Raw genomic sequence first — 25,786 nt, 5'->3', positions numbered from 1 at the left:
CCATGCCTCCTGTCGTCGTGGAGGTCATATCCTGGCCCAGCTCAGGGGGCGAATTCCACACCCAACGACGAAGAGCCCACTTTTGTGGCGGTTGACCGTCAGCCGGAGTGAGTTCTCGAGAAAATCACTCAGGCTGGCCATGACGCGCTCGCCCGCTCGCCGACTCCTGACATACACCTGCAGGTCGTCGGCGTAGCGGCAGAAGCGGTGGCCGCGGCGTTCCAGCTCCTTGTCCACGTCATCCAGCAGAATATTCGCCAGCAGCGGACTCAGCGGTCCGCCCTGGGGTGTTCCCTGCTGGCGTGGCGCAGCCAGACCGTCCTGGAACATCCCGGCTTCCAGGTAGCGGCGGATCAGGCGCCGTACCCGCTTGTCGCGGACGCGGCGCGCGATCCGCGCCATCAGCAGGTCGTGGTTCACCCGGTCAAAGAAGGCTTTCAGGTCAAGATCGACCACCCATCGGTGGCCGGCAGTGACATGGGCCTTCATCGCCGAGACGGCCTGCTGGGCACTGCGCCCTGGCCTGTAGCCGTAGCTCGATGCCGAGAATGTCGGATCGAAGATCGGCGTCAGTACCTGAAGCAGCGCCTGCTGGATCAGCCGGTCGGTCACCGTGGGGATGCCGAGCTGCCGCGTCCCGCCCTTGGGCTTGGGAATCTCGACGGCCCGGATCGGGCTGGGATGATAATCACCGGCCAGCAGCCGCTCACGCAGCGTCGGCCAGTACTGTTTCAGGTGATCGGCCAGCTGGTCCACCGTCATGCCATCGGCACCCGGTGCGCCTTGGTTGGCAACCACCTTCCGGTAAGCCCGCGCCATGTTGGCCTTCGCTACCACGGCCTCCATGAGCGGGGCGGGCTCCGCTTTCGTCCACGATGACGACGCCGGGACCGTCTCGACGCCCACCGGCCGGGACTCAGGGTTCCGCCCCTGCCCCTCTGGGTGGGTGACGGTATCAGCGTCAGTGTCTGTCTTCATGATCGATCCTCGAGACGTTATCGCCTACTCGCGGTTCTTCATGTTCGGCCCTTGGTGCCGGGGTGAATCGGCACTTACTATGGCCTCTGCTGACGTCTGGTGATCCATCCCGTCGCCTCTCGACGCCGGTAGCACCGTGGCAGACCACCAGACCTCCCAGGGTAAGACGCGCGACCTTCCCGCTTATGCCTGTCGGATTTACGTCATGGCGTTCCGTGCAAGTATCGGGCTTTGGTGATGCGTGCCACCTCACCCCGCCATGACGCCTCGTATCCGCTTCCTGTTCGTCAGGCCAGCGTTTTGCCTCGGGCTGCCTTCAGATTCTCCCTCGCGGGAGACACCCTTGCCGTCGGCTAGCACTTCCCCTTGCCGGGCGTGCAGGGGACTTTCACCTCCAAGTCATTCCAAGGCACCACCCTTGGAAACAGCGCCAGTCAGGCGCTGCGCGCCATGCCTGGCGCACACACAAAACAAGGGCCGGCCCCCGAGGCCGGCTAGGAGTCGCAAGATGGCAAGCGTGACCCTGGAAAGGCTCAACAAGACCTTCGGCAGCACCCACATCATCAAGGACGTCGACCTCAAGGTCGGCGACGGCGAGTTCGTGGTCTTCGTCGGCCCCTCGGGCTGCGGCAAGTCGACCCTGCTGCGCCTGATCGCCGGGCTCGAGTCGATCAGCGACGGCGAGCTCAGGATCGCCGACGACGTGGTCAACGACCTGCCGCCCCGCGAGCGCGGCGTGGGCATGGTCTTCCAGTCCTACGCCCTCTACCCGCACATGACGGTCTACGAGAACATGGCCTTCGGCCTCAAGCTGGCCAAGATGGCCAACGAGACCGTCGATGAGCGCGTGATGGCCACGGCCCGCATCCTGCAGCTCGAGGAGCTGCTGCACCGCAAGCCCAAGGAGCTCTCCGGCGGCCAGCGCCAGCGCGTGGCCATGGGGCGCGCCATGGCCCGGGAGCCGCGCATCCTGCTGTTCGACGAGCCGCTCTCCAACCTGGACGCCTCGCTGCGCGTGCAGATGCGCAACGAGATCGCCCGCCTGCACCACCGCCTGGGCTCCACCATGATCTACGTCACCCACGACCAGGTGGAGGCGATGACCCTGGCGGACAAGATCGTGGTACTGCGCGACGGTCGCATCGAGCAGGTCGGCAGCCCCCAGACGCTCTACCAGCAGCCGGCCACCAGGTTCGTCGCCGGCTTCATCGGCTCGCCCACCATGAACTTCATGCCGGCCGAACTGCTCGGCGGGAACGAGGAGGGCTGTCGGGTCCAGGCCCCGGGGCTCGGCGAGCTGTCGCTGCCCCAGGACGCCAGCGGCCAAGGGCCCGGCGCCGAGCTGTCGCTGGGCGTGCGCCCCGAGCACCTGCGGCTGGCCGAGGCCGAGGGCGACAACCGCTTCGAGATCGTCAACGTCGAGTACCTGGGCAACGAGGTCTATGTCTATCTCGAGCCACGGGAAGGCGACACCCTGCTGATCCACCGCAGCGAAGCGCCCAGCGACTGGCAGGTCGGCCAGGACGTCGCTCTGCGCGTCGATGTCGAGCATACTCACCTGTTCGACGCCTCCGACCGGGCACTGGCCATCGCCACGCAGCGCCACGCTGCCTGACAGGGAGACATCACCAATGGGACACCTGACACTCACCGGCATCGGCAAGGACTACGACGGCGTCGAAGTCTCGCGAGACATCGACCTGAGCATCGAGGATGGCGAATTCGTGGTCTTCGTCGGCCCCTCCGGCTGCGGCAAGTCGACGCTGCTGCGCATGATCGCCGGCCTGGAAGAGATCAGCCGGGGCGAGATGTGCCTGGACGGCGAGCGTCTCAACGAGACGCCGCCCCAGGAGCGCGATATCGGCATGGTCTTCCAGTCCTACGCGCTCTATCCCCACATGACGGTGGCGGAAAACATGGCCTTCGGGCTGAAGCTCGCCCACGCCGACAAGGCCGAGATCAAGCAACGGGTCGAGGCCGCCGCCCACACCCTGCAGCTATCGCCACTGCTGGATCGCCGCCCCAAGGCACTGTCCGGCGGCCAGCGCCAGCGGGTGGCCATCGGCCGCACCCTGGTCAAGCAGCCCCGGGTATTCCTGTTCGACGAGCCGCTGTCCAACCTCGACGCCTCGCTGCGCGTCGAGATGCGCGTACAGCTCGCCGAACTGCATCGCCGACTCGGCGCCACCATGGTCTACGTCACCCACGACCAGGTCGAGGCCATGACCCTGGCGGACCGGATCGTCCTGCTCAGCAGCGGTCGCATCGCCCAGGTCGGCGCGCCGCTGACGCTCTACCACTTCCCCGAGAGCCTGGAAGTCGCCGCCTTCATCGGCTCTCCCCGCATCAACACCCTACCGGTCACGGTCATCGATCCCGGCAAGCGGCGCACCGGCGTGCGACTGCCCAACGGCGAGACACTGCCCGTGGCGGTGGATGGTTCGCGCCTGACGGAGGGCGACACGGCCACCCTGGGCATTCGTGCCGAGGATTTCGTCACGCCGGATACGGCCGATGCCCTGCTGCAAGGTCGCCTGGGCGTCGCAGAACGGCTCGGCTACGAGACCCTCGCCCACATCGACGTGGACGGTGTCGAAGGCACCGTGACCCAACGTCTCGACCGTCTGGCGTGCCTCGAGCCCCGACAAGCCCTGACACTGGGCCTGTCCGGCGAGCAGTGCCATCTGTTCGATGCCGAGGGTCAAGCCTGTCCCCGCCAGGTGGAGATCCCCGGCATCGCCCGATGACGCGGGCGGCTCGCGTCCGCCCCGGTGCGCCGCACCGGGGCCTCCCGGGTGCCTGGCGGGCCTGACACCGAGCGACTGCTGATCCGGCTTCTCGTCACGATCGGCCAGGCCCGTCAGGCTACTGGAGAAAGGAGAAGCCGGGCGGATACCGGTGATAGCCATCGAAATCCTCCTTGCCCAGCGGCACGCCCTCCGCCCTGGCGATGGCATAGACCATCGACAAGTGGAAGAAGAAGTTCGGCAGGGCGAAGGCCTGGACGTATTCGTCCATGGGCAGGGAGATGACCGCGTGTCCCGCCGTGTCCTCGCCCAGCGGCGAGTCCCCGGGATCCCGGGGAATGGAAAGCGCCAGGATGAACTCACGGCTGCGATCGAGCTGCTCCCGGACGCTGGCGTAGCGATTGACCTCGCCATCGTCTCGGTCGTCGCCGGCGTCGAAACAGACCTCCGGGACCCTGGCCAGCCGGCAGCAGGCGCGGAGCGCGAAGTTTGCCGCGATCCTGGCCTGGGTGTGCAAGGGGAACATATCCGGCGCCAGGCTGGCCTGCAGAATGCCGTGTCGCGCCGTATCGTGTCGTTCGATCTTCTCCATGAGCGCTGTCAGGCGCTCCAGATAGTGAACCAGGGTGTCCTGAACCGTCACGGTTATCCCTCCTCTCCCTCGTCGCGTCTCTTCCCGCCAGCGCCGGCGATGGCCGTCAGCGCCGCTCCAGGCGTTCCGCCAGCCAACGCCGGGTGCCCGATTCTCCTTCACGTTCGGCATGCTCGGCCAGTGTCATCGCCAGCTCCAGGTCACCGCTATCCAGGGCGGCCCGGATCATGCGTCGCCAGTCGAGGGGCGCCGAATCGACCGGCTCGTGCTCAGGAGGTGGCTCGGCCTGTGTCGGGCTCGTCGGCACCGTCTCGGCGCCACCGCTGCCCAGCAGTGGCGCCAGCAGACCATCACTCTCGCCCAGCGGCCTCACCCGCAGCGATACCTCGCCACTGGCCAGGTGCGGCGCCACCGGATCGACCACCGCCGGCTCGGCGAGATGACGCGCCCGTGCCTGGGCTCGCGCCGGGTGCAGCAGTTCGCTTTCCGCGGCCCGAGCGGCATCGGACGTCAGGACCACCAGCCGGTCGGCCCGGGCCGAGGGCGTGATACCGAAGCTCAGGTAGAGGCGGTCGTCGTTCAGGCCCCGTGTCGGCTGGTAGGTGAACTCCCGCCAGTCGAAGCGGCGCTGTATCGCGCCCGTCTCGTCGAGGATCAACACCAGGGGGGCGAACAGTGACAGATGCCCCTGGTCGTCGCGCCACACACGGCTGATCAGCTCCAGGCGCAGCGGCCCCATGCCGCGCGGCAGCTCCATGGCGTGAAAGGGGCTGGGACCAGTATCGAAGCGGTGAATCGGCGTCTCGGGGCCGAAGCGCAAGGTTCGCTCGTCATGGCCGGCCAGCGGCGATAACGGCAGGGAATCGAGCCCTCGACAGCAATCGCTGGCGCGCTCGAGCCAGGCCTCGTCGGGCCGGTGTTCGGTGGCCGAAGGCGTCGTCGTGGCGCAGCCGCCGAGCAGCAGCGCTCCCAGGGCGCCTGCCAGGGCGAGACGGCGTTTGGCCGCCCTGTGGGAAACTTCGATGGACATATCATGACCTCGTGGGGTGGCAGGAAAGCGGTGACAAGGAAAAATGCCGGTGCCCCAGGGCACCGGCCAACGATCAGCAAACTGTCATCTCACGCCATGCGTGAGGCTTACCACCAGGCCTCGGCCTGTAGCCCCACGGTCACGCCGTCGTACTCGCCCATGTCGATGGACTCGCTGGCAGCGTTGTAGACATCACCATCCCAGTTGGCATAAGTCACGAAAGCGCGCAGCACCGGACGCGCGAAGGCCCCGCGTCCCGCCGACCACTGCTGGGCCAGGGTCAGTTTGGTCAGGTCGGCGGTTTCCATGCCGTCATCCTGAGGGTCGACACGGTCATAGCCGAGTTCCAGCGCCGTGCTCTGGGTGTCGGTCCAGTAATAGGTCGGTCGAACGCCGGCCGACAGCCAGGTCTGCCCCTGGCCGTTGTCCAGGTCACGGTCCTCGTAGATGGCGGCGTAGAGCATGTCGATATCCGGTGTCAGGTTGACCTGACCGTGATTGAGCACGCGAATCATGTCGCCTTCCGGCGTGGTCGACGCCGTGTTGGCACGACCGGAACCGCCGATGATGCCGTCGGTGGCATACTGCACCGCGAACTTGTTGTAACCACCGAACCAATCGCCCTGGGTGTGCTGCAGGGTCACCATGTACCCCTTCTTGGGATCGATGCCGGCGCGGTCCTGGGCATCGGTGAGCGTTGCCGCGCCATAGTCGTAGCCGATCTCGAGGCTACCGCCCGGATTGGTCGCGATGTCCGCCAGGCGAATGTCGAGGGTGTTGTTGGCGAGGTTCTGGCGCCCATCGGGGAACTCGGTGTCCTCGCTGGTGTTGCGCAACCAGGCCAGGCTCAACTTGCCGAAGCCCAGGTCGATGTTCTCGATACCGCCACCGGGCCCCGAGAGGTCCCAGTAGTAGTAGTCGTTCAAGTGGATGTCATGGCGCTGGTAGTAGCGCTTGCCGGCCCAGAGGGTCGCGTTGGGCAGTGCCTCGATCACCCCGGTCGCCTGGACGTTGAGCTGGCGCAGCGCCATGGTGTTGCCATCGTCGCTTTCGCTGTCCAGGGCCTCGAAGTCGTTGCCCTGCTCGTTGACGTAGGCCACCAGGCTGTCGAAATAGAAGGTCTTGCCGTCCTTCTCGTAGAGCGTCGAGCCCAGGCCCAGCTCGGCGTAGGTCTCGCACTCGTTGCCGAGGCGGTACTTGGCCGGCGCGCCGGCTGCCTGGAAGCACGCCTGGTCGCCACCGCCGGTGGTCGAGCCGATTCCCGAGCGACCAAAGCCGTAGAAGTCGACGTCGGCGGCCTGTGCAGCCCCGGTCGCTCCCAGGGCGATGGCGGCGGTCAGGGTGGAGAGCGTAAAGCGTCGTGTCCTGAGTGAGGTCATGATGATCCCTTTCTTGTTGTGTATGGCAAAGCCGGGCTTGAAACCCATGCGCTCTTGAAGCCCGGTCGGGCGTTAGCGGCGACGGCTCCCTGACGGGATGCCGCCGTACTGTGTCGGAAAGGAGGCGCCCTGTTATCCTCCCCGCCCCATGGATGAGGGGCGGGGGAACGGGGCGTAGGCGATAGTAAGCGGAGGAGGAGTGTCAGCCCTTCACGCCGCCGGCGGTCAGGCCGCCGACGATCCAGCGCTGACAGAGCAGGAACACCAGGGTGATGGGCAGGCCGGAGAGCACCGCCGCCGCCGCAAAGTCACCCCAGCGCTGGTTATGCTCGGCGAGATACTGCTGGGCGCCCACCGCCAGCGTCAGCTTGTCCTCGTCGAGCAGCAGCACCGAGGCCATGGGATACTCCATGATCGACATGATGAAGGCGAGGATGAACACCACCATCAAAATCGGCACCGACAGCGGCAGCAGGATGTGCCGGAACGCCTGCCAGGTGCTCGCTCCATCGATCATGGCGGCCTCCTCCAGGGAGCCGTCGATGGATTCGAAGTAGCCCTTGATGGTCCAGATATGCAGGGCCACAGCGCCGAGCGAAGCGAGAATCAGCGAGCCATGGGAGTTGATGCCGAGCCAGGGCACCAGTTGGCCGAGCCGGTCGAACAGCGCATAAAGCGCCACCAGCGACAGCACTGGCGGGAACATCTGGAAAATCAGCATCCCCTTGAGCAGCCCCGCCTTGCCGCGAAAGCGCATACGGGCGAAGGCATAGGCACTGGTAGTGGCGAGCAACAGGATCAGCACCGAGGACACCGCCGCCACCTTGACCGAATTCCAGAGCCACAAGAGCACCGGAAACGGTGGCTGTACGACGCTGCCATCGGCGCGCTCCCAGGGAATCCCCAGCGCCAGAGACCAGTGCTCCAGGGAGAAGCGTTCGGGAATCAGGTTGCCGGTGGCAAAATTGCCCTCGCGAAAGGAGATCGAGATCACCAGCAGCAAGGGAAATGCCACCAGGGCGACAACACCCAGCAGGGCGAGATGCGCGGCCAGCTTGCGCGCACGGATGGAACGCGGTTGAACCATGGCCATGGAAGAATCCTCCTGGAATCCGGACCTACACCTCGACCCGGGAGAGCCGCAGGTTGAGCAACGACAATCCCATCACCAGCAGGAAGATCAGGGTGGCGATGGCCGCTGCCAGCCCGAAGTCCTGCCCGGCATCCTGGAAGGCGATGCGATAGGTGTAGCTGACCAGCAGGTCGGTGGTGCCTGCCGGCGTACTCGCCCCGAGAATGTCCGGGCTGCCGCCGGTGAGCAGGGTGATCAGCACGAAATTGTTGAAGTTGAAGGCGAAGGCAGCGATCAGCAGCGGTGTCAGCGGCTTGATGATCAGCGGCAGGGTGATCCGGAACATGTTGGTCAGGGGCCCCCCGCCATCCACCGCCGAGGCTTCATACAGATCACGCGGCACCGACTGCAAGAGCCCCATGCACAACAGCAGCATGGTCCTGGCCATGGCCGGATCGGTGAACCAGTTAGGACGGATGCCGAACAACCCTTCGAGGATCAGGTTTATCTCACCGTAGGACTGGTTGAACATGCCCTTGAAGATCAGGATCGAGATGAAGGCCGGCACGGCATAGGGCAGGATCAGCAGCGTGCGATACACGGCCTTGCCCCGCAGTTGCTCCCACTGCAGCAACGAGGCCAGCACGAAGCCCACCGCCAGGGTGAAGAGCACCGTGAGACCGGCGAAGACGAAGGTCCAGACGAAGATGGCCAGGAAGGGGCCCCGCACGTCGGGATCCAGCAGCACGCGTGCGTAATTGTCCAGCCCCACCGCCACCGGCCAGCCCGGTGTCAGGCGTTCGCCCTCGCCGTCGACGAAGAAACCATGCTCGCGATCCGGCGTCAGTCGAGTCCCGTCACGTAGATCGGTGAGGCTGCCATCGGGGTTTTCCGTGTAGCGCGGCAGAATCGGCGCGAAGTGCCGCAAGCCGGCCATGCGCAGCTCGACGCCCTCGGGAGTGGTCAGTACCAGTCGCTGGAGGCGCTCGCGCTCGGCGATCACCTCGCGCATGCCCAGGACCTCTCCAGCCGGTGGCGACTGGGCGGGATGCACCGCCAGGGAGCCTCCCGACTCGCTGTCGACCAGGGGCTCGGATATCAGGCGCGACGCCCCGATACTCGTCTCTTCCCCCTGGGCCTCGAGATAGAGCCGGACACGCTCGCCTTCGCGGTAAAGCCGGAAATCGAAGGCGCTGCCCTCGGCCTGATAGGTACGCTCGAGAAACTGGGCACGCACCCGCTCCTCACTGAGCAGGTTGCTCGAACTGTAGTTGCTGAAGCTGATGCCGACGGTATACAGCAGTGGAAAGATCACGAAGACGCCCATGCCGGCCAGTGCCGGGAAGACGTAGCGATGACTCATCAGCTCGCGCTTGCCGAACACTACCGCCAGGGAAGCCCCCAGCACCAGGAACAGCAACGCGAACATCCACTGCCCCCGCAGGTGGAACGCCACCACCAGCCACAGCAAGGATACCACCAGCGCCGCCACCAGGGCGCGGGAAATCCAACGGCGATAGCGCTCGGCAAGGGAGCGGGAACGATGGCGCGGCAGGCCGCGTGAAGCATTGGTCGTGAACATGGCCGGTCACCTGCCGCCCGCGACCGGACCGGAGCCAGGACGCGGACGAATGTTGGGAAGGATCACTGAATCGAGGTACGCATGCGCTCGGCGGCAGCATCGAGTGCGGCCTGTGGCGCCTGGCGGCCACTGCCGATGTTCTGCAGTGCCGGCTCCATGGCCGACCAGAAGGCCCCCATCTCGGGAATGTTGGGCATGGGGTCGCCGATCTCGGCGTTGGCCAGGGTGGCCGCGATATTGGGGTTCTCGCCCAGTTCCGCCTGATAGGCCCGATGCGCCACCGCGCCCAGCGAACCGTCACTGTTGAAGGTCCGCAGCCCTTCTTCATCGAGCAGGTAGCCCTCGAGGAATTCGGTGGCCAGGAAATCGTTGGGCGAAGCGGCATTGATCATGGCCGCGGTCACCCCGAACAGCGGCTTCGCCCTTTTCTCCCCTACCTTGGGCAGCGGCGCCACGCCGAAGTCGATGCCGCTCTTTTCCAGGTTGCTCCAGGCCCAGGGGCCGCTGATCATGGTCGCCACCTCGCCACGATTGAAGCGCGAGGCCATGACGTTGTAGTCGGTTCCCTCGGGCAGCACGCCGGAGTCGATCAGCTCGCGCAGGCGTTGCGCGCCCTCCACGGCCCCGGCATTGTTGACGCCGATGTCGCCGACGTCATATCCCTCGGCGGTCCGCTTGTAGGGATAACCACCATTGGCGGCCAGCAGGGGCCAGCCGTAATAGGGTTCGCCGTAGTCGAACAGGATCGCCTTCTTGCCCTCCTCGCTCAGTTCGGCGTCGAGCTCGGCCAGGGCCTCGAAACTTTCCGGCGCTGTCTGGACGATATCCTTGTTGTAGATCAGGCCCAGCGACTCCACTGAAATGGGATAACCGTAGGTTTCGCCATTCCAGACCATCGCGTCCCAGGTGAAATCGAAATAGCGCTCGCGATACTCCGTCGACGGCGACATCCGCCCTTCTTCACCTCGCCGATGAAGGACTTCGGCTACGACATCAGCGACTATCGGGACGTCGACCCGCTGTTCGGCACTCTCGAGGACTTCGACCGCCTGGTGGAGGCCGCCCATGCCAGGGGGCTCAAGGTCATCATCGACCAGGTGCTGTCGCACACTTCCGACCAGCATCCCTGGTTCGTCGAGAGCCGTCAGAATCACGACAATCCACGCGCCGACTGGTATGTCTGGGCCGACCCGCGCCCCGATGGCACGCCGCCCACCAACTGGCAATCGATCTTCGGCGGTGCGGCCTGGCAATGGGATACCCGGCGCCGCCAGTACTACCTGCACAATTTCCTGGCCGAGCAGCCCGATCTCAACTTTCGCCATCCCGAGGTCGTCGAGGCCGTCCTCGGCGAAGTGCGTTTCTGGCTGGATCGAGGCGTGGACGGCTTCCGTCTCGACGCCATCAATTTCTGCACCCACGGGGAGCTGCGCGACAACCCGCCACGGGAGGCGCTCGAGGAAGGCTTCATGGGTGTCCGCCCGGACAATCCCTATGCCTTCCAGCACCATCTGCACGACAAGACCCAGCCCGAGAACCTGGCCTTTCTCGAGCGCCTGCGCGCCCTGCTGGACGAATACCCCGGCACCACTTCGGTGGGCGAGGTCGGCGACGACGATTCGCTGACGGTGATGGCCGACTACACCCGGGGCGGCAAGCGGCTGCACATGTGCTATTCCTTCGACCTGCTGGGCGAACGGCACGACCCCGACTACCTGCATCACACCCTGGCCACCATGGAAGCCCGTCTCGACGACGGCTGGCCCTGCTGGGCACTCGGCAACCATGACGTGACACGGCTGGCCACGCGCTGGAATGCCGAGCAAGACGCGGCGGCCCTGCGCCTCTACATGGCCTTCCTTCTCACCCAGCGCGGCAGTATCTGCCTGTATCAGGGCGAGGAGTTGGGATTGGGCGAAGTGACGTTGGACTTCGACTCCCTGGTCGACCCCGCCGGCATCGCCTTCTGGCCCGCCTACAAGGGACGCGACGGCTGCCGCACCCCGCATCCCTGGCGACACGACGCCGCTCATGGCGGCTTCTCGACGACCGCCCCCTGGCTGCCGATCGCCACCGAGCACCTGGCCCTGGCCGTGGACCGCCAGGAAGACGATCCGGCTTCACTGCTCAACGCCTATCGCGCCTTCCTCGCCTTCCGCCGTCACCATCCCGCCCTGGTCGAGGGCGAGGTCGTTCATCACCCGGTACGCGACGGCGTCATGCGCCTGGAGCGTCGGCACGACGACGAACGCCTCCTGGTGGCCCTCAACTTCACCGACGAGCCCCGCACCCTGCCCGCCCCGACGACCATCACGCCGCTGGACGACGCGCCGTCATGCGTCAACGGCCGATGGGAAGCGGGCAGCGTGACGCTGCCGGCACGAGGCATCGCCATCACTTCGACCGCCGATGGCTGGCCGGATCGCTGACATCGCTCGCCCCGGGCGCTCGGTACCGAATATGGCCGAGCTCCGAAGGGCGGGTCGGAGGATCCGGCACGGCCGGGACTGGGCCAGTCCCGGCCGTGCCGGTATGCTGGGCACCCAACGCATTCGGCATGGAACTCCGCTGTGACACCTCCCTCTCGGCATATCACACTCAAGGACTTGGCCCGCGAACTCGGCGTCTCGACCGCCAGCGTTTCCAACGCCTTCAACCGACCGGACCAGCTCTCGCCGCGCCTGCGCGAGCGTATCCTCAGCGAGGCCCAGCGCCTGGGCTATCAAGGACCGGATGCCCGCGCCCGCACCCTGCGCACCGGCCGCTCGCGGATCATCGCGGTAGTCCTCGCCGAGACCCTGACCTACAGCCTGAACGACGCGGTATCCAGCGAGCTGCTGACCGGGATCGCCGAAGTGCTCGACGATCATGGCCATACCCTGCTGTTGCTATCGGGTCGGCAACCCGGTTCGCGGCAGACCTCCGGCACGGCCAGCATGGCCGACGGTTTCATCGTCTATGGCCTGATGCCGAGCGCGATGCTGCTCAACGAACTGCCCGCCCAGCGCCCCCTGGTCGCCGTGGATTTCAACATCGACGGCCAGCCGATGGTGCACATCGACAATGAGCCCGCCAGTCACGCTATCGCCTGCTATGCCCTGGCGACACCGCCACGGCGCATCGGCGTGCTCGCCCTGCGACTCACCGAGACACCCTGCAACGGGCGGGTGACCGAGGAACAACCCTGGTTGACCGCCGAACGCACCATTACCCGCGCCCGTCTCGATGGCTTCCATCGCGCCTTCGAGGAACACGGCATCGACCCGGCGGCGGTGCCAGTGTGGAATATCGAGGAGAATACCCATGACATCTGCGCTCCGGTGATCGCCTCCATTCTCGACCTGCCCGACGACGAACGGCCGGATCTGCTGCTGTGCATGTCCGACCGCATTGCCCTCACCGCCCTGACCCTGGCCGAGCAGCGTGGCCTGCGCATCCCCGAGGACCTGCGCCTGACCGGCTTCGACGGCATCGCCGAAGGGCAGTACCGCTCGCCGCGCCTGACCACGGTGCGCCAGGACAGCACCGAGAAGGGGCGCATCACCGCACGCATGATCCTCGGCCTCGTCCCCGCCGAACCCAGCCTGCTGGCCACCGAGCTGATCGTCGGCGAGAGCTGCCCCTACCGTGTCACGTTCGGCCTGACGAACCCAGCTACGCAGAGTCTCCGGTGTACAGCCAATCTTGGGGGCAATGGCGCCGGTAGACGCCCATTGGGTGGGGTAATCGACCGCGTGATCGAAGACCATGCGGACAACCCGCTTAACCTGGATATTGCATAAGACATGAAAAAGGCGGCTGAAAACCGGTTATAATTCAAGCTCCTACACAAGAACCAACCGCCTCAGCCGCCATGACAAAATGTACCACGCCGTCCGCTTCCTTTCCACGCTGCAAAGGCCGTCAGGTCATCGCCCGTTTCGATGGCGGTGATGTCACTTCCGACGGCGGTATCCTGCTGCTGAGGCAGCTCGATCGCGAGATGGGCCTAACCCGCGCCGTCGCTCGCCGGCTGAGTGATGACCGCGATCCTCAACGCTGCCTGCATCGCACCGAAACCCTGGTTCGGCAGCGCGTGTTTGGCCTGGCGCTGGGCTACGAGGATCTCAACGACCACCAGGCGCTGCGTCACGACATCGCCCTGCAGACCGCCGTCGATACCGATGGCGTGCTGGCCAGCCAGTCCACGCTGTGTCGCTTCGAGCAGCAAGCCGATCGGGACTGGGCGGTCACCATCCACGAGGAAATGATCGAGCAGTTCATCCGCTCGTTCCGGCGGCCACCCAAGAAGCCGCTCTACCTCGACTTCGATGCTACCGCCGATCGGGTGCATGGCCAGCAGCTCGGGCGGCACTTCAACGGCTACTACAACCACTACATCTTCCTGCCGCTGTTCGTGTTCTGTGGCGACCAGCTGCTGGTCAGCTATCTGCGTCCGGCCTCGCTGGATGCCGCTCACCACGCCGGCGCCATCCTCGCCCTGTTGGTCCGGCGGCTGCGCCAGGCGTGGCCTGAGGTGAAGATCGTCTTCCGAGGCGACAGCGGATTCTGCCGTCCGCTGATTCTCAACTGGTGCGACCGCCACGGCGTCGATTACATCATCGGCCTCGCCGGCAACAAGCGCTTGGCCAAGCTGGCTCTGGACATCGACTACACGTCGGCTATCCGCTTCGAGAAGAGTTGGGAGAAGGAGCGTGTCTTCGGCTTCATCGAGTACGCTGCCAAGAGCTGGAAGGAGCGTCGACGAAGGGTGATCGTCAAGTCCGAGACCAGCCGGCGTGGCTTCAACACCCGCTATGTGGAGCAGCAGTTCCTGTTCTCCGACCGCACCAGCTGCCACGAATGGTGGCCCAATCAGTACCGACTGCTGCTCTCGGGGCTGGCCTACCTGCTCCTGGAGCGGCTGCGTCGGATTTACCTCAAGCGCACCGACTTCGCCCAGGCCCAGGTCAACACCCTCCGCCTGAAGCTGCTGAAGATCGGCGCCGTCATCACCCGCAACACGCGCACGATTCGGCTGATGTTGAGCAGCCAGTACCCGGAGCAGGACCTCTTCCTGAAGCTGGCCAGCAAGCTGGTGCCGGGATAGCGCCACGGCGTGCTGTCCCCGGCACAGAAAAGACATAGGGGTGGGGGGGTGGGGGGGTGGGGGGGTGCGCCCTGAGCACAGGAACTTGATCAAAAAGCAGCCAAACTCCACTCCAGATCCCTTTTATCCCCACCGAGCCTGGCATCTGGGGACTTCTGACTGACCCGGTGCAACATCCGGGCTAGGCAGCCTGCTGGCTCCTGCCCTTGCCATTGCTGAAGAGAGCGAGAAGACGCCCCGCTGGAACGAGGCGCTGATCGAGGCGGCGTAGGCAGTGACGCTGGGACCCCGCCCGCTCTTTCTGGTCAACGACATGAGTGCGGACAATGCTCACGAGCAGGCACTCAAAGCGACGTTACTGATCAGTGCCGCCGAGCGAACCACCTGGCACTGCTCGCCGCTGCCGATTGGGCATCGGGGCGCACCGCTTCAGTTTCCCGAACACACGCTCGAGTCGTATATCGCAGGCGCTCAGGGCGGGACCGATATCTTGGAGTGCGACGTCGCCTTCACCGCCAACGAAGCACTAGTCTGCCGCCACTCACAGTGTGACCTCCACGCCACCACCAATATCGTCGAGACGCCATTGGCCGGGTAGTGCAGCGTGCCGCCAGCGTTCGATGACACCACCGGCGCGTTGACCAACGCGGCCGATATACGCTGCTGCACTAGTGACATAACGCTCGCGGAGTTTCATACGCTGCAAGGGCGTGAATAGCGATGCCACGAGTATCGTGGTGTAAGTGACGGGCACCCCAGGGTGGCGCACAGACCTCTATACGTCCCCTGGTACCTTGATGAGCCATGCCAACAGTATTGTGCTCTTCCAGCAGCAGGGGATCATGATGGCACCGGAACTGAAATCCCACGAGGTCGACATGCCGTTCACCGGGCATACTTCCGAGGGTTTCACTCAGCAGGCCTACGCCCAGAAGATGATCGATGAGTACAAGGCGGGTCCCATTGAGCGTTCGGCTATTTTTTTCATTTTTTCATTAAAAATGAGAACCATTAGCACTAGAATGGCGGCATGATGATTGATGCATTCGCCACCAGGAGTCGTCCATGTTCGAGATCAAAGACGCCACGTTTGAAGTCAATGGCAAACCCATCCTCAACCCCATCGAGCACACGTTTCACGAAGGCAAAGTGTATGGCCTGATTGGCCATAATGGTTCCGGCAAGTCGACGCTCATCAAGCTGATGGCACAGCAGCAGCCGGTCGCTCGGGGCGCGATCCATTTCGATCAGCGCCCGCTGAGTGACTGGGGGCATCGTGAGTTTGCTCGCCAAGTGGCCTACCTTCCTCAACACCTGCCGAGCGCCGAGAGCTTGACCGGGCGTGAACTGGTCGGCTTTGGCCGCTATCCGTGGCACGGTCTCTTGGGGCGCCACACCCAGGCCGACGAAGAAGCCGTGGAACGCGCCATTGCGCTCACGCATACGGAAGCCTTCGCCGACCGACTGGTCGACACCCTCTCCGGCGGCGAACGCCAGCGGGTTTGGCTGGCGATGCTGCTTGCCCAGGGCAGCCGCTTCCTGCTGTTGGACGAGCCGTTGGCGGCGCTGGATATTGCCCATCAAATCGAAGTGCTGGCGCTGATTCGCAAGCTGTGCGACGAGCTCGATTTGGGCGTGGTGATCGTGCTGCACGATATCAACATGGCCTCCCGCTACTGCGATGAGCTGATGGCCCTGCACAGCGGCCGACTCCTGGCACACGGGTCTCCCCACGAGCTAATGCGCGACAGCACCCTGGAAGCCATTTACGGGTTGCCGATGCAAGTCATCCGACACCCCAATGGAGAGCACAATATCGCCGTTGCCCAGTAGCTGGCCGCTGAAAAGTGGCCACCCTGCGTCGGTGGCTGCTGTAGGCTCACGAGCTGATCTGCGCCACCGCATCTTCACTGGCCTGTGCCCGCTGCTCTCCCGTCAGCTCACTCAATTGCCCCTTAGACATCTCCAATAAGCGGTCCGCATGGACGAAGTAGCTGTCGTCGTGGCTAATGGCAAACACGGTTTTGCCCATCGCTTTCAAGTGAGGTAACAGTTCGCGGTAAAACAGCCGCCTGAACTGCGGGTCCTGGTCCGCCGCCCACTCATCCAGCAGCAAAATATCCCGCTCTTCGGCAATCGCCAGCAGCAGTGCCAAACGCTTGCGCTGCCCTTGCGAGAGCTGCGTATTCACCACGCGGTCATCTTGCCATTCAAGCTTTTGCTGCATCTGCAGCCGCTCGAGCCAGGTCGCGACCAGTACCGGGTCAGCCGCTTTGCCACCCGGCCCCATGGCTTGGTCGAACTGGTGAAAATCGGTAAAGACGCTGGCAAAGCGCGCCCGAAACGCAGCCCACTCTTGCGGGCTAAGCTCCTTTCCATCCACACTAATTTGGCCACTTTGCGGGCGGTACAACCCTGACAGCAGACGCGCCAGCGTCGATTTACCGCTGCCGTTACCGCCAATCAGAAACACCTGCTCGCCACGCGCCAGCGTGAGATTGAGCGGTCCCACCTGGAAGCCTTCGCCCCCGGAGGACGGCGTGTAGCGATACACCACGTTGGTGAGCGTTAAGCGCTGCCAACCTTGGAAACGATCCTCCACATCGAAGCCCGGCTGGTACTCCGCTAGCTCCAGGCTGGCCAATTTATCGAACGCCACTTGGGCGCTGATTAACGTGGGCCATGCGCCCACGGCCTGAATCAAGGGCGTGCGTAAAAACAGCAGGGTTAGAGCAAAGGTGGCTGCCACCGCAGGGCTTGCCCAGCCCAGCACGTTGGCCATGAAGAACACTACGCCAATGGCGCCCAGCATCATGATATTGGACCAGTTATTGGCGCTGAGGTGGTAGGTGTCTGCGCGAATAATATGGTGGCGATACGCTTTTGCGTTATCCGTGTAGGATTCATCAAAAAAGCGCCGCGCACGGTCACGGTTAAGCGCCAGCTCTTTGCGACCTTCGATCGCCGATTGATAATCCTTATACAGCCGATCCTCGCTTTCGCGCACCTGATGGAAGTGGCGATACACCTTCGATACCAGCACCCAGCCAACGCCCATGGTGAAGGCCATCCACAGCACGGTGATCACCACCATCTGCGGCGAGAGCCACGCAAGGTACGCCACCGAGGCCAGCGTGAGTACTACGCCCTGCACCAGCTCAGGTAAGCGCACAAAACCAATGGTAATATTGCGCACATCGCTGGAGAGACTTGCCAGCAGCGTCGCGTTACCAAGCTGCTCTAACCGTTCGATATCGGTATCCAGAATCCGCTTCACCAGCCGGGAGCGCAGATCAAAGACGAAGTAGTGGCCAAGCAAGGTGAGCGCTAGCTGCGTGCCCAGCGTGACCGCCAGCAGCAGCGCCAATAGCCCTAAAAACTGGGGCAATGCGGAGAGGGCGCTGCCCGCTTCGATCAGCCGCTGGTTGATGAACGCAATCACACCGACCCCAAGCCCAGCACTCACCAGGCTCAGCGCTAGTGCGCCTAGAAACGGCCAGCGGTAATGGCGAAACACCACTCGCAATAATTCCATGCTGCAACCCCTTTACACATAAGCGGCGAATTGTGACGCACTTCCCCGGCAAGTCAAACAAAGAGACTGATTTTCATTTACGCATCTTGGCCCGCGCGCCTTCCTTTACTCGCCGTTGCGGTGTTGATTAACTGCCAGAGCCAACAACAGAGAGGACATCATGGTGGATTACAAATTACTGCATGCACTGGCCACCGTGGTGGAGTGCGGCGGCTTCGAGCGAGCAGGCGACGTGATGGGCCTTTCGCAATCAGCTATCTCTCAACGGATAAAAGCGCTGGAAATTCGTTTGGGCCAGCCGGTGCTGGTGCGCCACCCCGCTCTCGCGCCCACGCCTGCCGGCCAGCGATTATTAGCTCATTACCAGCAGGTGCAGCTCTTGGAGCGCGATTTACACGATGCTCTTCCCTCTCTAGAAAAAGCCGCGCCAAGGCTACGCATTGCCCTGAATGCCGATAGCGTGGTGACCTGGTGGGCCGACGCCGTGGCGGATATCTGCCAAACGGAAGAGGTGCTGCTGGATTTGGTCATTGAAGACCAGGAGGTAGGCTTAAAGCGTCTACGCGATGGCGATGTTGCCGCCTGCCTATGCGCCACACCCAACCCAATTGCCGGTGCCCGCTGCCTACACGTGGGGGATATGTCTTATCAACCGCTGGCATCGCCCAGCTATGCCGCACGCTTTTTTCCGGAAGGCCTGAGCGCAGAGGCGTTTCAAAAAGCCCCCGCTATCGTCTTTGGCCCCCACGACCAGCTACAGCACCAGTTTTTGGCGCAGTGCGGCTACCAGGGGCACTTCCCCTACCACTTGTGCCCTTCGTCAGAGGGCTTCGTGCGCTTGGCAACGGCGGGGATTGGGTACGGCATGATTCCTCAGCGCCAAGCTGCTGAACAGTTGCAAGCAGGCCAACTGGTGAGTATCGCACCGGGGCAAGGATTAACCGTACCGCTCTACTGGCACTATTGGCGTCACAGCGGGCAGCTGATTCAGCGACTAACGGAAAGGCTGAACCATCTCACGCTTTAGCATCATGTTTACTCAGGGCTCTAAAAAGAGGTCTACACTCAAGGAACCAGAGCAGCCCCATTACTCTCCAACGGCAGCTTATGAGTACGGAAAAAGCACGCCAAACCACCCGTTTTTATGGCTATGGTTCAGCGTGACTTAGAAGATGCGTAGGCAGCGATTTAATCAAACAGGCTCATGCGCTTCATCACGTTATCGCGCTTAATTCGCCAATGAAACAGCGCGCCAGCCACATGCAGCGTAATCAGCACCACCAGTGCCCAACCTACACGCTCGTGCCACATAAACAGAGTTTCCGAGAGCGCCTCATTCTTACCTAGTAGCCCTGACAAATGCCAGTGGAAAAATTCCACCGGAAAACCGCCTGTGGCGGTGGCTGCCCAGCCGAGGAGCGGCATAACGACCAGCCCCACATAGAGCAAATGGTGCACGCTGGTGCTCACAATGCGCTCAAAGGCATTCAGGGGCGGATCATGATCCGGTACTACAAAGGCAATTCGGGTAATAATGCGCAGCGTCATCAGCAGCAGAACCGTGACGCCCAGGGTCTTATGGCTAGTATAAAGTAGGTTGGTCAGCGTATTCCCGACGAGCGCTACAGTACGTTCATAGCCCAAAAACCCAAGGGTTAAGCCACTCGCTAGCGATAGCAGCACCGCCAGTGCTACCAGCCAGTGCAGCACCCGATGCGGGTAGATATAGTGATCTAACTCGTGCATTCAAAACTCCCTGCCCAGTAGCGTCGTCAGCGTTAGCTTAGTTCAGCGGCGTCACGATAGAAAAATAATTGTTAGGTAATGACATACCTTATAACGCTTCGCTGGGAGCCGCTAGCTGTTCGCGAATCAATTCACCCAGCCGTCGAGCTGGCTCTGAAGGCCGGTGCGGCGCACGGTGCAACGCCAGCTCAATCATCGGCAAAGCAGGCAGCCCGCTACTCTCATCTAACGGTCGCAGCGTAGGTGTGAGCATACTCCTCGTCACAACCACCACTGCCAACCCAGCAGTCACAATCGGCGCAAGCCCCGCCATAGACTGGCTAGTGTAAGCCACTCGCCAATCCCGCCCGGCGGCCTGTAAGGCCTGCTCCGCCACCTCACGAAACACATCCGCCCCTGGGGAATATAGCGCTAGCGGAATGGGGTCGCTCAATGATGGCTGCTGGTGAACCCCTACCGCCCAGACCAGCGGCTCACGACGAATTACATCGCCCCCTGGGGAGTTGCGCTGGCGCGTTACCAGTGCCAGATCCAGTTCCGAGGCTTTCACTTGCTCGACCAAGTGAGCACTGGTGGCGCACTTAACGGTTAATCCCACCGCCGGATAGAGCTGGTGAAAGTAGGCAAACACCGACGGTAGCAGCGAGGCGTAATCCTCAGGGATGCCGAGGGTGAGATCTCCGGTAATCTGGCGGGCCTGCATATCGCTCCAGGCCTCGTCGTTTAGCGCCAGCAGCCTTCGCGAATGAGCCAGTAAGCGCTCACCTTCAGCGGTAAAGCGCAGCCGCCGACCATCTCGCTCGTGCAGGCTGACCGCTAACTGCGCTTCTAACCGCTGTAGCTGCATACTCACCGTGGACTGCGTATAGGCCAGCCGTTTCGCCGCTGCGGTCACGCTTCCTGTATCCGCAATCGCCACTAGCGTTCGCAACAGCGTTAAGTCAAACGTGGGTGCGCGCATACATCACCACTGTTGATGATATTGATCATAAAAGATCGTTATCTTGATGAGTGGGTGATGAGTATGCTGCGCGCCATAGGATCATTACAAGACTTGGTCCTCTTCAAAGGTTGGATCACTGCAGGCTCCAGGAGGCGCGTCATGCAACCCACTCACTCCCCAGTAGTCATATCCCCGAAATTCAGCGTCTGCGCCGCCTTGGTAGCGGTGACGCTGTGGAGCATTGCGCCGCTGCTGGTGGAGCTTGCCCGCGACACCGCCCCTCTTCAGCTAACAGCACTTACCTTGCTAGCAGGTGCACTTGCCACTCTGCCGTTGAGTCGTCGTGCTGCTACGCAAACCTGTTCGCTAGGCTGGCGGCTAAGCGTGTGGCTGGGTATCCCGCTGCTGATCGTAGGCGCCGTCAGCAGCTATTTCATTGGTATGCGTCTCGCCCCCGCCGCCGAAGCGGCGTTGATTACCTATACATGGCCGGTGCTGTTCGTGCTGCTGAGCCAGTGGAGCCGCTGGGGACGGTTGCAGTGGGCAAGCGTGGCCGGCGCGCTGATCGCTTTTTCGGGCGCGGCGATATTACTGCTGCCCCAAGCGCTCAGCGGGGGAGTTGGCGGTTCGGCTTCCGGCTATGGCTTGGCGCTGCTGGCGGCCTGCTGCTGGGCACTCTATTCATGGCTAGGTCAAGCGGCCCCTATCTCACTCACGCCGCTGCTGCCGCGCTTATTGTTGATTGCTTGTGCACTCACCTGTATCGCTAGCGTTTGGCTGGAGGGTGACGTGGCGCTGCCTCGCGGCGAAGCGCTCGTGGCAGGCATCGCGCTAGGCTTGGGGCCTTACGGCATCGCCATGGTGGCGTGGGACAAAGCGCTGCGATTCGGTCACGCCAGCCTCGTGGGCAGCTTGGCGTATGGCGTGCCTATCTTGGCAGCGTTGCTACTCGTCCTGGCAGGCATGAGCGTATTCGACTGGCGGCTACCTACGGCCGCCCTGCTGGTGGTCGTTGGGTGCTTAAAGGCGGGCCGCTGAGGTGGGCATCATCATCTCGCTAAACAGCACGCTGGCCAGCAGCTCTGGCAACCAGGACGGCGCAAAGGTGTCACTCTCGCTGCTCTGGATTTCCGAGAGTGGCCACCACGCGTAGCAGGGCGTGGCGTCACGGCTATCGTCCAGCATCAGCCTGCCCTGGGCGTTGTCGTGGGTGTCAAGCTGGGTATCGGGACAGCGCACCAAGAAAAAGCGCTCTTCACCGGTTTGGCCCGCTTTCGCGGTGTGGGCACGCTGGCGAAGTAGCGGCCCCAAGGGGCAGGTAAGCCCGGCCTCCTCGAAGAGCAAACGAATTGCCGCCGCCGGGTAATCTTCATCGTGAGCCAGCGCGCTGCCCAGTAGCGTCCAGTGGGGAGGCGATGCCTCGCGTTTGAGCAGCAAGCGGCCCTGCGTATCGACCACCAGTAGCTGCACTTGCCGAGCGGCTTGCGTATCGGGTGTCATAAGCGATCCATGCCTATTGGTCTTCGTGGGAACAATAAAAAAGCAGCTCCCCCACACGTCTCGTGTCGGCGAGCTGCTTTTCAGCGTAGTCGATAACCGGCGATTTGTTTTACGCCATTAGGAGCAATCGCAGAGCTAGTTTATTGGCCCAGGTAACGCGGCTTGGCCACGCCTTTCAGCGCCTCAAGGGGGAGCGTAAGGGTTGGCTGGCCCGCCGCATAGGGCGCAATGTCATAAACGTTGTAGGTCACTTCCCAGCGGTCCTCCAGCGGCGCAATGTTGCGGCTTTTACTCAGCGGCCACTGGGTTGCAAACTGCGCATCGAGGCCCATCTCAGTGATCCAACGCTGATGCGCGCCAGCCAAAAGGGCATCGAAAGCGGCCTCCTGCCCGTCCACCAGCATGTCCTCGGGCTCGACGATGCGCCGCTCGCGCTCATCGATGACCATGTATTCGGTCAACGGAAGCCCATGCGCTTGGCCGGCATGATACACATAGCTATTGAGTTCGATGACCAACAGGTCGTGATGACGTGCGTACACCGTGGCTTCCAATAGCGCTTCGCTGGTCATGTCGCCAGGCGCGGCTTGGTTGTCCTCTTCAGCTAGGCTCAGGAAGCGCTCAGCGTACGCGTCCCAGCTCTCGGCAGGGGCAGCCGTCTCGTCGCTGATCGCCATGCCTAGGGTGAGCAAGCGGGTTTGTAGGGCCTCGCTTAACGCAGGCGCCTGGGGAAATGCCAGCGCTGAGATAGTCACCGTCGAACACTGCTCCCCTTGACATCCCGGGGCCACGTACTGTTTTTCCACGGCCAGCGAGGCCAGTGCAAACGGCTCTGAGGGCGATGTATCAGCGGCCAAACAGCCGCCCAAGAGAAGCGCTCCGGCGAGCGATAGACCCACTCCTAGTGTTTTGAACGTGCGTAGCATCTTAACCTCCTTGTGAATCACTCACCCTATGAGGCGGGCTGATCATCGTAGAACGGCAACGCCCCTGCAGAGCGGCAGGGGCGTTGTTGAAAACGAACCGATACTTCGCGGTCGCGTTTAGGTGTCCGGCTGCATTTCGGTGGGTTCTGCGCTCACCGCTAGTTCGAACATACCGCTGCCGCTGGCGCTAAAACCGCGTGCGCTCACGGTATAGGTGCCGGGCAGTAGCGCCTGCTCTAAACGGGCGTTGGTACCACCGCCGCTGTCGTCGTCAGTATAGGACACGCCTTCGCCGTACAGTTCAAGATACGTATCGAAGTCGTTAGAGCTCATGCTCAGCGTGACGAGCGAGCTTTCCTCTATCGTGAGCTGATAGGTCAGAGCCTCGCCGCTGTACCAGCCGTTGAGCGTTTCATCGGGAGTGAGCGCACCTTCGTTGCGTAACTCGACATCGTTCGGCAGATCACGTGGTTCAATAGCCAGAGTGAACAGCCCGCTGTCGGTGCCATAGGCGGTACGGGCCGTGAGTTGGTAAGTACCCGGCGCGAGAAAATCGGCAATGCGCGCATTCAACTCACCCGCACTGTCATCATCTTCACGGTAATAACCGTTAGGGCCCTCGAGTACCAAGTAAGCGTCCACATCGCTGGAGCTCATATCGATTTGGTACATGCCCGCTTGGTCGATCTCTAAGTCATACGTGACGTCTTGCCCGCTGTACCAGCCGCTCAGCGTCTCGTTGGGGGTGACGGTGCCATCGTTACGCAGCTCGCCATTCCCCGGCAGCTCATGGGGCTCGGCCGTCAGGGTGAACAGGCCACTGCCATCACCAAAGGCAGAGCGGGCAGTCAACGTGTACTCACCGGGGGCAAGAAAATCGGCAATGCGAGCATTCAACTCACCCGCGCTGTCGTCATCTTCGCGGTAGTAATCGTTCGGGCCTTCCAATTCTAGGTACGCATCGAACTCATCGGCACGCATTTCGATCTGGTACATGCCTGCTTCTTCGATGGTCAGCGTAATCTCACGCTCCCTGCTATCGAGCCAACTGTCGACGGGGGTGCCCACGGTCATACTATCCGCATCGCTCAGCTCGATGGTACGGCTGCTGACGTTGAACGGACCATAGCTATGAGCATCGGCACCGCTTACGACGACGATGTAATCGCCACCCTCTTCGATACGATGACGCACCGTCTCTGCGTTAGCCAATAGCTGGAGCTGATCGTCATATAGCGCTACCGTGCCTTGTAGCGCACCGCTCAACGATATCTCGACCAGTGCCTCTTCCTCCAATGAAATGGCATAACGCGTAAAGCGGCTGCCATCTTTGCCATTGAGCTCGCTGGCGGAGGTGATTTCGCCCCGCGAGCGCTCACCCAAGGTGAGATAGTCCAGGCCTTGAAGGGCCGCAGGCATCGCTCCCTGTTCGGTAGTGGTGTCTGCGTCGGGCTCTTCTGACGAGGGGGTCACGCTGGGCAACGTTTGCGCGGCGAAGTAACCAACGGCAACGCCGCCCACCGCCACAATCAAAAGAGTAAGAGAGGAAGACTTAGCCATGGGTGCATCCTTGTTCATTGGCGAGATAGTGGTCAGCAGTAGAGCGCAGTGATGTCGTACATGAATTATATGGCGCTAAACGAGTTAAAGTGAGCGTTTAATGAAAAATATTGCACCGCACAAATATCATCATTAACTGGCTTCATGGGAACGGCATAACTCACTGAAACGCAAGGGCATACCGGCATGTGATAAAAAGTGAAATTATGCGGCCAATTGCGCCGATCTTCTTAAAGCTTGCCGACCCCTGCATAGCAAGCTACTATCCATACGCCTATCGGCACCTCGTCGACGAATGCGGAGTCCGCTTTACGAACCACTGAGGTACTCCTATGGGAGCCCATAAACACCGACTACGAACGACCTGCTTGGCAGTCGCACTGCTTTTTTTGACGGCCAATCAAGCAGTTGCTCATCAAACCAATGCGCAAACTGAGTTACAAGAAGGGGTGGCTTCTTTCTATAGCGACCGCTTCCAAGGGGCCACCACCGCCAGTGGTGAGCCCTTCGATCAACAAGCGCTGACTGCAGCGCACCCGAGTCTGCCCTTCGGTACCAAGGTGCTGGTCACCCGCCCCGATACCGGACAAGAAGTCGAAGTCATGATCAATGATCGTGGCCCGTTCGTAAAAGGACGCGTGATCGACCTTTCTAAACGGGCAGCGCGAGCCCTCGGGATGATTCGCCGAGGCACGGCACCTGTAATGATCACCCTGGTAGATTAACGGATAACACATCCGCAAGCGTGTGATACCCCTTAACCCGCCTTATTCATGAGGGCGCTGGCTGAGTGGATTGTCAGCCCTCGCTGCCAACACCAGCCCACCGGCACCGCGTTGGCAGCATGAGACCCCGCTGTTATATGCAAAAAAGCGCAAATTTTAGTTCTTCTTATAGCCTACAGGAATGAATTGCCCTCATCCGTGCAGCCGTCACCGTCAGCCGAAGTGGGGCTGCTTGGCGCAGGGATCGGTGGTGGTATCGCCGACGAGTCAGCCTAGCGCGGTCAGTTTCGGTAGCCCCTTCAGCAAGGCAGGCCACCATTTGTCAGCCGCATCGCCGAGGTGAACGGTGATGCGCCGGGCGTGCAGCTTCAGCGTGGCTGCG

Annotated in this window: 23 protein-coding genes and 2 pseudogenes; 11 read left to right on the top strand and 14 right to left on the bottom strand. The window is 62.5% G+C overall.

Annotated features, from left to right (window positions below):
• Window positions 1–24 precede the first annotated feature (24 nt).
• Window positions 25–978, bottom strand: a complete 954-nt coding sequence (gene ltrA, locus BMY49_RS07800) for a group II intron reverse transcriptase/maturase (protein WP_244154937.1) — start codon at window positions 976–978, stop codon at window positions 25–27.
• A 508-nt stretch (window positions 979–1,486) separates the two neighbouring features.
• Between ltrA and BMY49_RS07795 the strand changes: the two genes are divergently transcribed.
• Window positions 1,487–2,593: an ABC transporter ATP-binding protein gene (locus BMY49_RS07795; RefSeq protein ID WP_074210958.1), complete on the top strand. Its 1,107-nt coding sequence runs from the start codon at window positions 1,487–1,489 to the stop codon at window positions 2,591–2,593.
• 16 nt (window positions 2,594–2,609) lie between these two features.
• Window positions 2,610–3,725 carry a sn-glycerol-3-phosphate ABC transporter ATP-binding protein UgpC gene (gene ugpC / locus BMY49_RS07790; RefSeq protein ID WP_062372471.1) on the top strand — a complete coding sequence of 372 codons (1,116 nt, stop codon included), beginning with the start codon at window positions 2,610–2,612 and terminating at the stop codon, window positions 3,723–3,725.
• A 118-nt stretch (window positions 3,726–3,843) separates the two neighbouring features.
• Here ugpC and BMY49_RS07785 read toward each other — a convergent pair whose 3' ends face one another.
• The 6 genes from BMY49_RS07785 to malE form a co-directional block, all read right to left on the bottom strand.
• The gene (locus BMY49_RS07785) at window positions 3,844–4,368 is read right to left on the bottom strand and encodes a DUF1993 family protein (protein ID WP_062372468.1); all 525 of its coding nucleotides are present in this window, start codon (window positions 4,366–4,368) and stop codon (window positions 3,844–3,846) included.
• 55 nt (window positions 4,369–4,423) lie between these two features.
• On the bottom strand, window positions 4,424–5,347 hold the full coding sequence (locus BMY49_RS07780) for a MalM family protein (protein ID WP_062372465.1): 924 nt from the start codon (window positions 5,345–5,347) through the stop codon (window positions 4,424–4,426).
• 107 nt (window positions 5,348–5,454) lie between these two features.
• On the bottom strand, window positions 5,455–6,774 hold the full coding sequence (locus BMY49_RS07775; protein ID WP_089675350.1) for a maltoporin: 1,320 nt from the start codon (window positions 6,772–6,774) through the stop codon (window positions 5,455–5,457).
• A 154-nt stretch (window positions 6,775–6,928) separates the two neighbouring features.
• Window positions 6,929–7,819, bottom strand: coding sequence for a maltose ABC transporter permease MalG (gene malG / locus BMY49_RS07770; RefSeq protein WP_013333439.1), 891 nt, complete (start codon window positions 7,817–7,819; stop codon window positions 6,929–6,931).
• A 25-nt stretch (window positions 7,820–7,844) separates the two neighbouring features.
• A complete protein-coding gene (malF, locus tag BMY49_RS07765) occupies window positions 7,845–9,380 on the bottom strand; it encodes a maltose ABC transporter permease MalF (protein ID WP_089675349.1) in 1,536 nt (511 codons plus the stop codon).
• 62 nt (window positions 9,381–9,442) lie between these two features.
• Window positions 9,443–10,330 (bottom strand): maltose/maltodextrin ABC transporter substrate-binding protein MalE, encoded by an 888-nt coding sequence (gene malE / locus BMY49_RS07760; protein WP_244154936.1) that lies wholly within the window; start codon window positions 10,328–10,330, stop codon window positions 9,443–9,445.
• A gap of 21 nt (window positions 10,331–10,351) precedes the next feature.
• Here malE and BMY49_RS07755 point away from each other — a divergent pair, with 21 nt between their 5' ends.
• Window positions 10,352–11,809 carry an alpha-amylase family glycosyl hydrolase gene (locus BMY49_RS07755; RefSeq protein ID WP_371827820.1) on the top strand — a complete coding sequence of 486 codons (1,458 nt, stop codon included), beginning with the start codon at window positions 10,352–10,354 and terminating at the stop codon, window positions 11,807–11,809.
• Between the two features lie 141 nt (window positions 11,810–11,950).
• Window positions 11,951–12,943 (top strand): annotated as a pseudogene (locus BMY49_RS07750) (LacI family DNA-binding transcriptional regulator); the annotation flags it as partial.
• 63 nt (window positions 12,944–13,006) lie between these two features.
• On the opposite strand, the pseudogene BMY49_RS17800 reads toward BMY49_RS07750, so the two are convergent.
• A pseudogene (locus BMY49_RS17800) lies at window positions 13,007–13,129 on the bottom strand (IS3 family transposase); the annotation flags it as partial.
• 104 nt (window positions 13,130–13,233) lie between these two features.
• On the opposite strand from BMY49_RS17800, the gene BMY49_RS07745 reads away from it, so the two are divergent.
• From BMY49_RS07745 to BMY49_RS07735, 4 genes are all read left to right on the top strand, one after another.
• Window positions 13,234–14,469, top strand: coding sequence for an IS1380 family transposase (locus BMY49_RS07745; RefSeq protein WP_089675348.1), 1,236 nt, complete (start codon window positions 13,234–13,236; stop codon window positions 14,467–14,469).
• Between the two features lie 274 nt (window positions 14,470–14,743).
• On the top strand, window positions 14,744–15,067 hold the full coding sequence (locus BMY49_RS17795; protein WP_062361346.1) for a glycerophosphodiester phosphodiesterase family protein: 324 nt from the start codon (window positions 14,744–14,746) through the stop codon (window positions 15,065–15,067).
• A gap of 199 nt (window positions 15,068–15,266) precedes the next feature.
• Window positions 15,267–15,503, top strand: coding sequence for a hypothetical protein (locus BMY49_RS17790; RefSeq protein ID WP_062361348.1), 237 nt, complete (start codon window positions 15,267–15,269; stop codon window positions 15,501–15,503).
• Window positions 15,504–15,534: 31 nt separating this feature from the next.
• Window positions 15,535–16,302: an ABC transporter ATP-binding protein gene (locus BMY49_RS07735; RefSeq protein WP_062372434.1), complete on the top strand. Its 768-nt coding sequence runs from the start codon at window positions 15,535–15,537 to the stop codon at window positions 16,300–16,302.
• Between the two features lie 46 nt (window positions 16,303–16,348).
• Here BMY49_RS07735 and BMY49_RS07730 read toward each other — a convergent pair whose 3' ends face one another.
• Window positions 16,349–18,004 (bottom strand): multidrug ABC transporter permease/ATP-binding protein, encoded by a 1,656-nt coding sequence (locus BMY49_RS07730; protein ID WP_089675347.1) that lies wholly within the window; start codon window positions 18,002–18,004, stop codon window positions 16,349–16,351.
• Between the two features lie 160 nt (window positions 18,005–18,164).
• Between BMY49_RS07730 and BMY49_RS07725 the strand changes: the two genes are divergently transcribed.
• Window positions 18,165–19,031 (top strand): LysR family transcriptional regulator ArgP, encoded by an 867-nt coding sequence (locus BMY49_RS07725; RefSeq protein WP_089675346.1) that lies wholly within the window; start codon window positions 18,165–18,167, stop codon window positions 19,029–19,031.
• Between the two features lie 161 nt (window positions 19,032–19,192).
• Here BMY49_RS07725 and BMY49_RS07720 read toward each other — a convergent pair whose 3' ends face one another.
• Together BMY49_RS07720 and BMY49_RS07715 are read right to left on the bottom strand one after the other, a co-directional pair.
• Window positions 19,193–19,750 carry a cytochrome b gene (locus BMY49_RS07720; protein WP_062361355.1) on the bottom strand — a complete coding sequence of 186 codons (558 nt, stop codon included), beginning with the start codon at window positions 19,748–19,750 and terminating at the stop codon, window positions 19,193–19,195.
• Between the two features lie 88 nt (window positions 19,751–19,838).
• Window positions 19,839–20,711 carry a LysR substrate-binding domain-containing protein gene (locus BMY49_RS07715; protein ID WP_054641605.1) on the bottom strand — a complete coding sequence of 291 codons (873 nt, stop codon included), beginning with the start codon at window positions 20,709–20,711 and terminating at the stop codon, window positions 19,839–19,841.
• 141 nt (window positions 20,712–20,852) lie between these two features.
• On the opposite strand from BMY49_RS07715, the gene BMY49_RS07710 reads away from it, so the two are divergent.
• A complete protein-coding gene (locus BMY49_RS07710; protein ID WP_054645110.1) occupies window positions 20,853–21,731 on the top strand; it encodes a DMT family transporter in 879 nt (292 codons plus the stop codon).
• Here BMY49_RS07710 and BMY49_RS07705 read toward each other — a convergent pair.
• From BMY49_RS07705 to BMY49_RS07695, 3 genes are all read right to left on the bottom strand, one after another.
• Entirely contained in the window at window positions 21,714–22,193 is a 480-nt protein-coding gene (locus tag BMY49_RS07705) for an NUDIX domain-containing protein (protein WP_054641277.1), read from the bottom strand. The two genes, BMY49_RS07710 and BMY49_RS07705, sit on opposite strands and share 18 nt — an antisense overlap.
• A gap of 140 nt (window positions 22,194–22,333) precedes the next feature.
• Window positions 22,334–23,119 (bottom strand): RsiV family protein, encoded by a 786-nt coding sequence (locus tag BMY49_RS07700; protein ID WP_058578672.1) that lies wholly within the window; start codon window positions 23,117–23,119, stop codon window positions 22,334–22,336.
• Window positions 23,120–23,236: 117 nt separating this feature from the next.
• Window positions 23,237–24,679: a hypothetical protein gene (locus BMY49_RS07695; protein WP_089675345.1), complete on the bottom strand. Its 1,443-nt coding sequence runs from the start codon at window positions 24,677–24,679 to the stop codon at window positions 23,237–23,239.
• A gap of 332 nt (window positions 24,680–25,011) precedes the next feature.
• On the opposite strand from BMY49_RS07695, the gene BMY49_RS07690 reads away from it, so the two are divergent.
• A complete protein-coding gene (locus BMY49_RS07690; protein ID WP_044629795.1) occupies window positions 25,012–25,404 on the top strand; it encodes a septal ring lytic transglycosylase RlpA family protein in 393 nt (130 codons plus the stop codon).
• The last annotated feature ends 382 nt before the right edge of the window (window positions 25,405–25,786 follow it).

Source organism: Vreelandella aquamarina (assembly GCF_900110265.1).
Lineage (GTDB): Bacteria > Pseudomonadota > Gammaproteobacteria > Pseudomonadales > Halomonadaceae > Vreelandella > Vreelandella aquamarina.
Note: the sequence above shows the minus strand (reverse complement) of the source record. Positions and strands in the feature narration are given on the sequence as shown.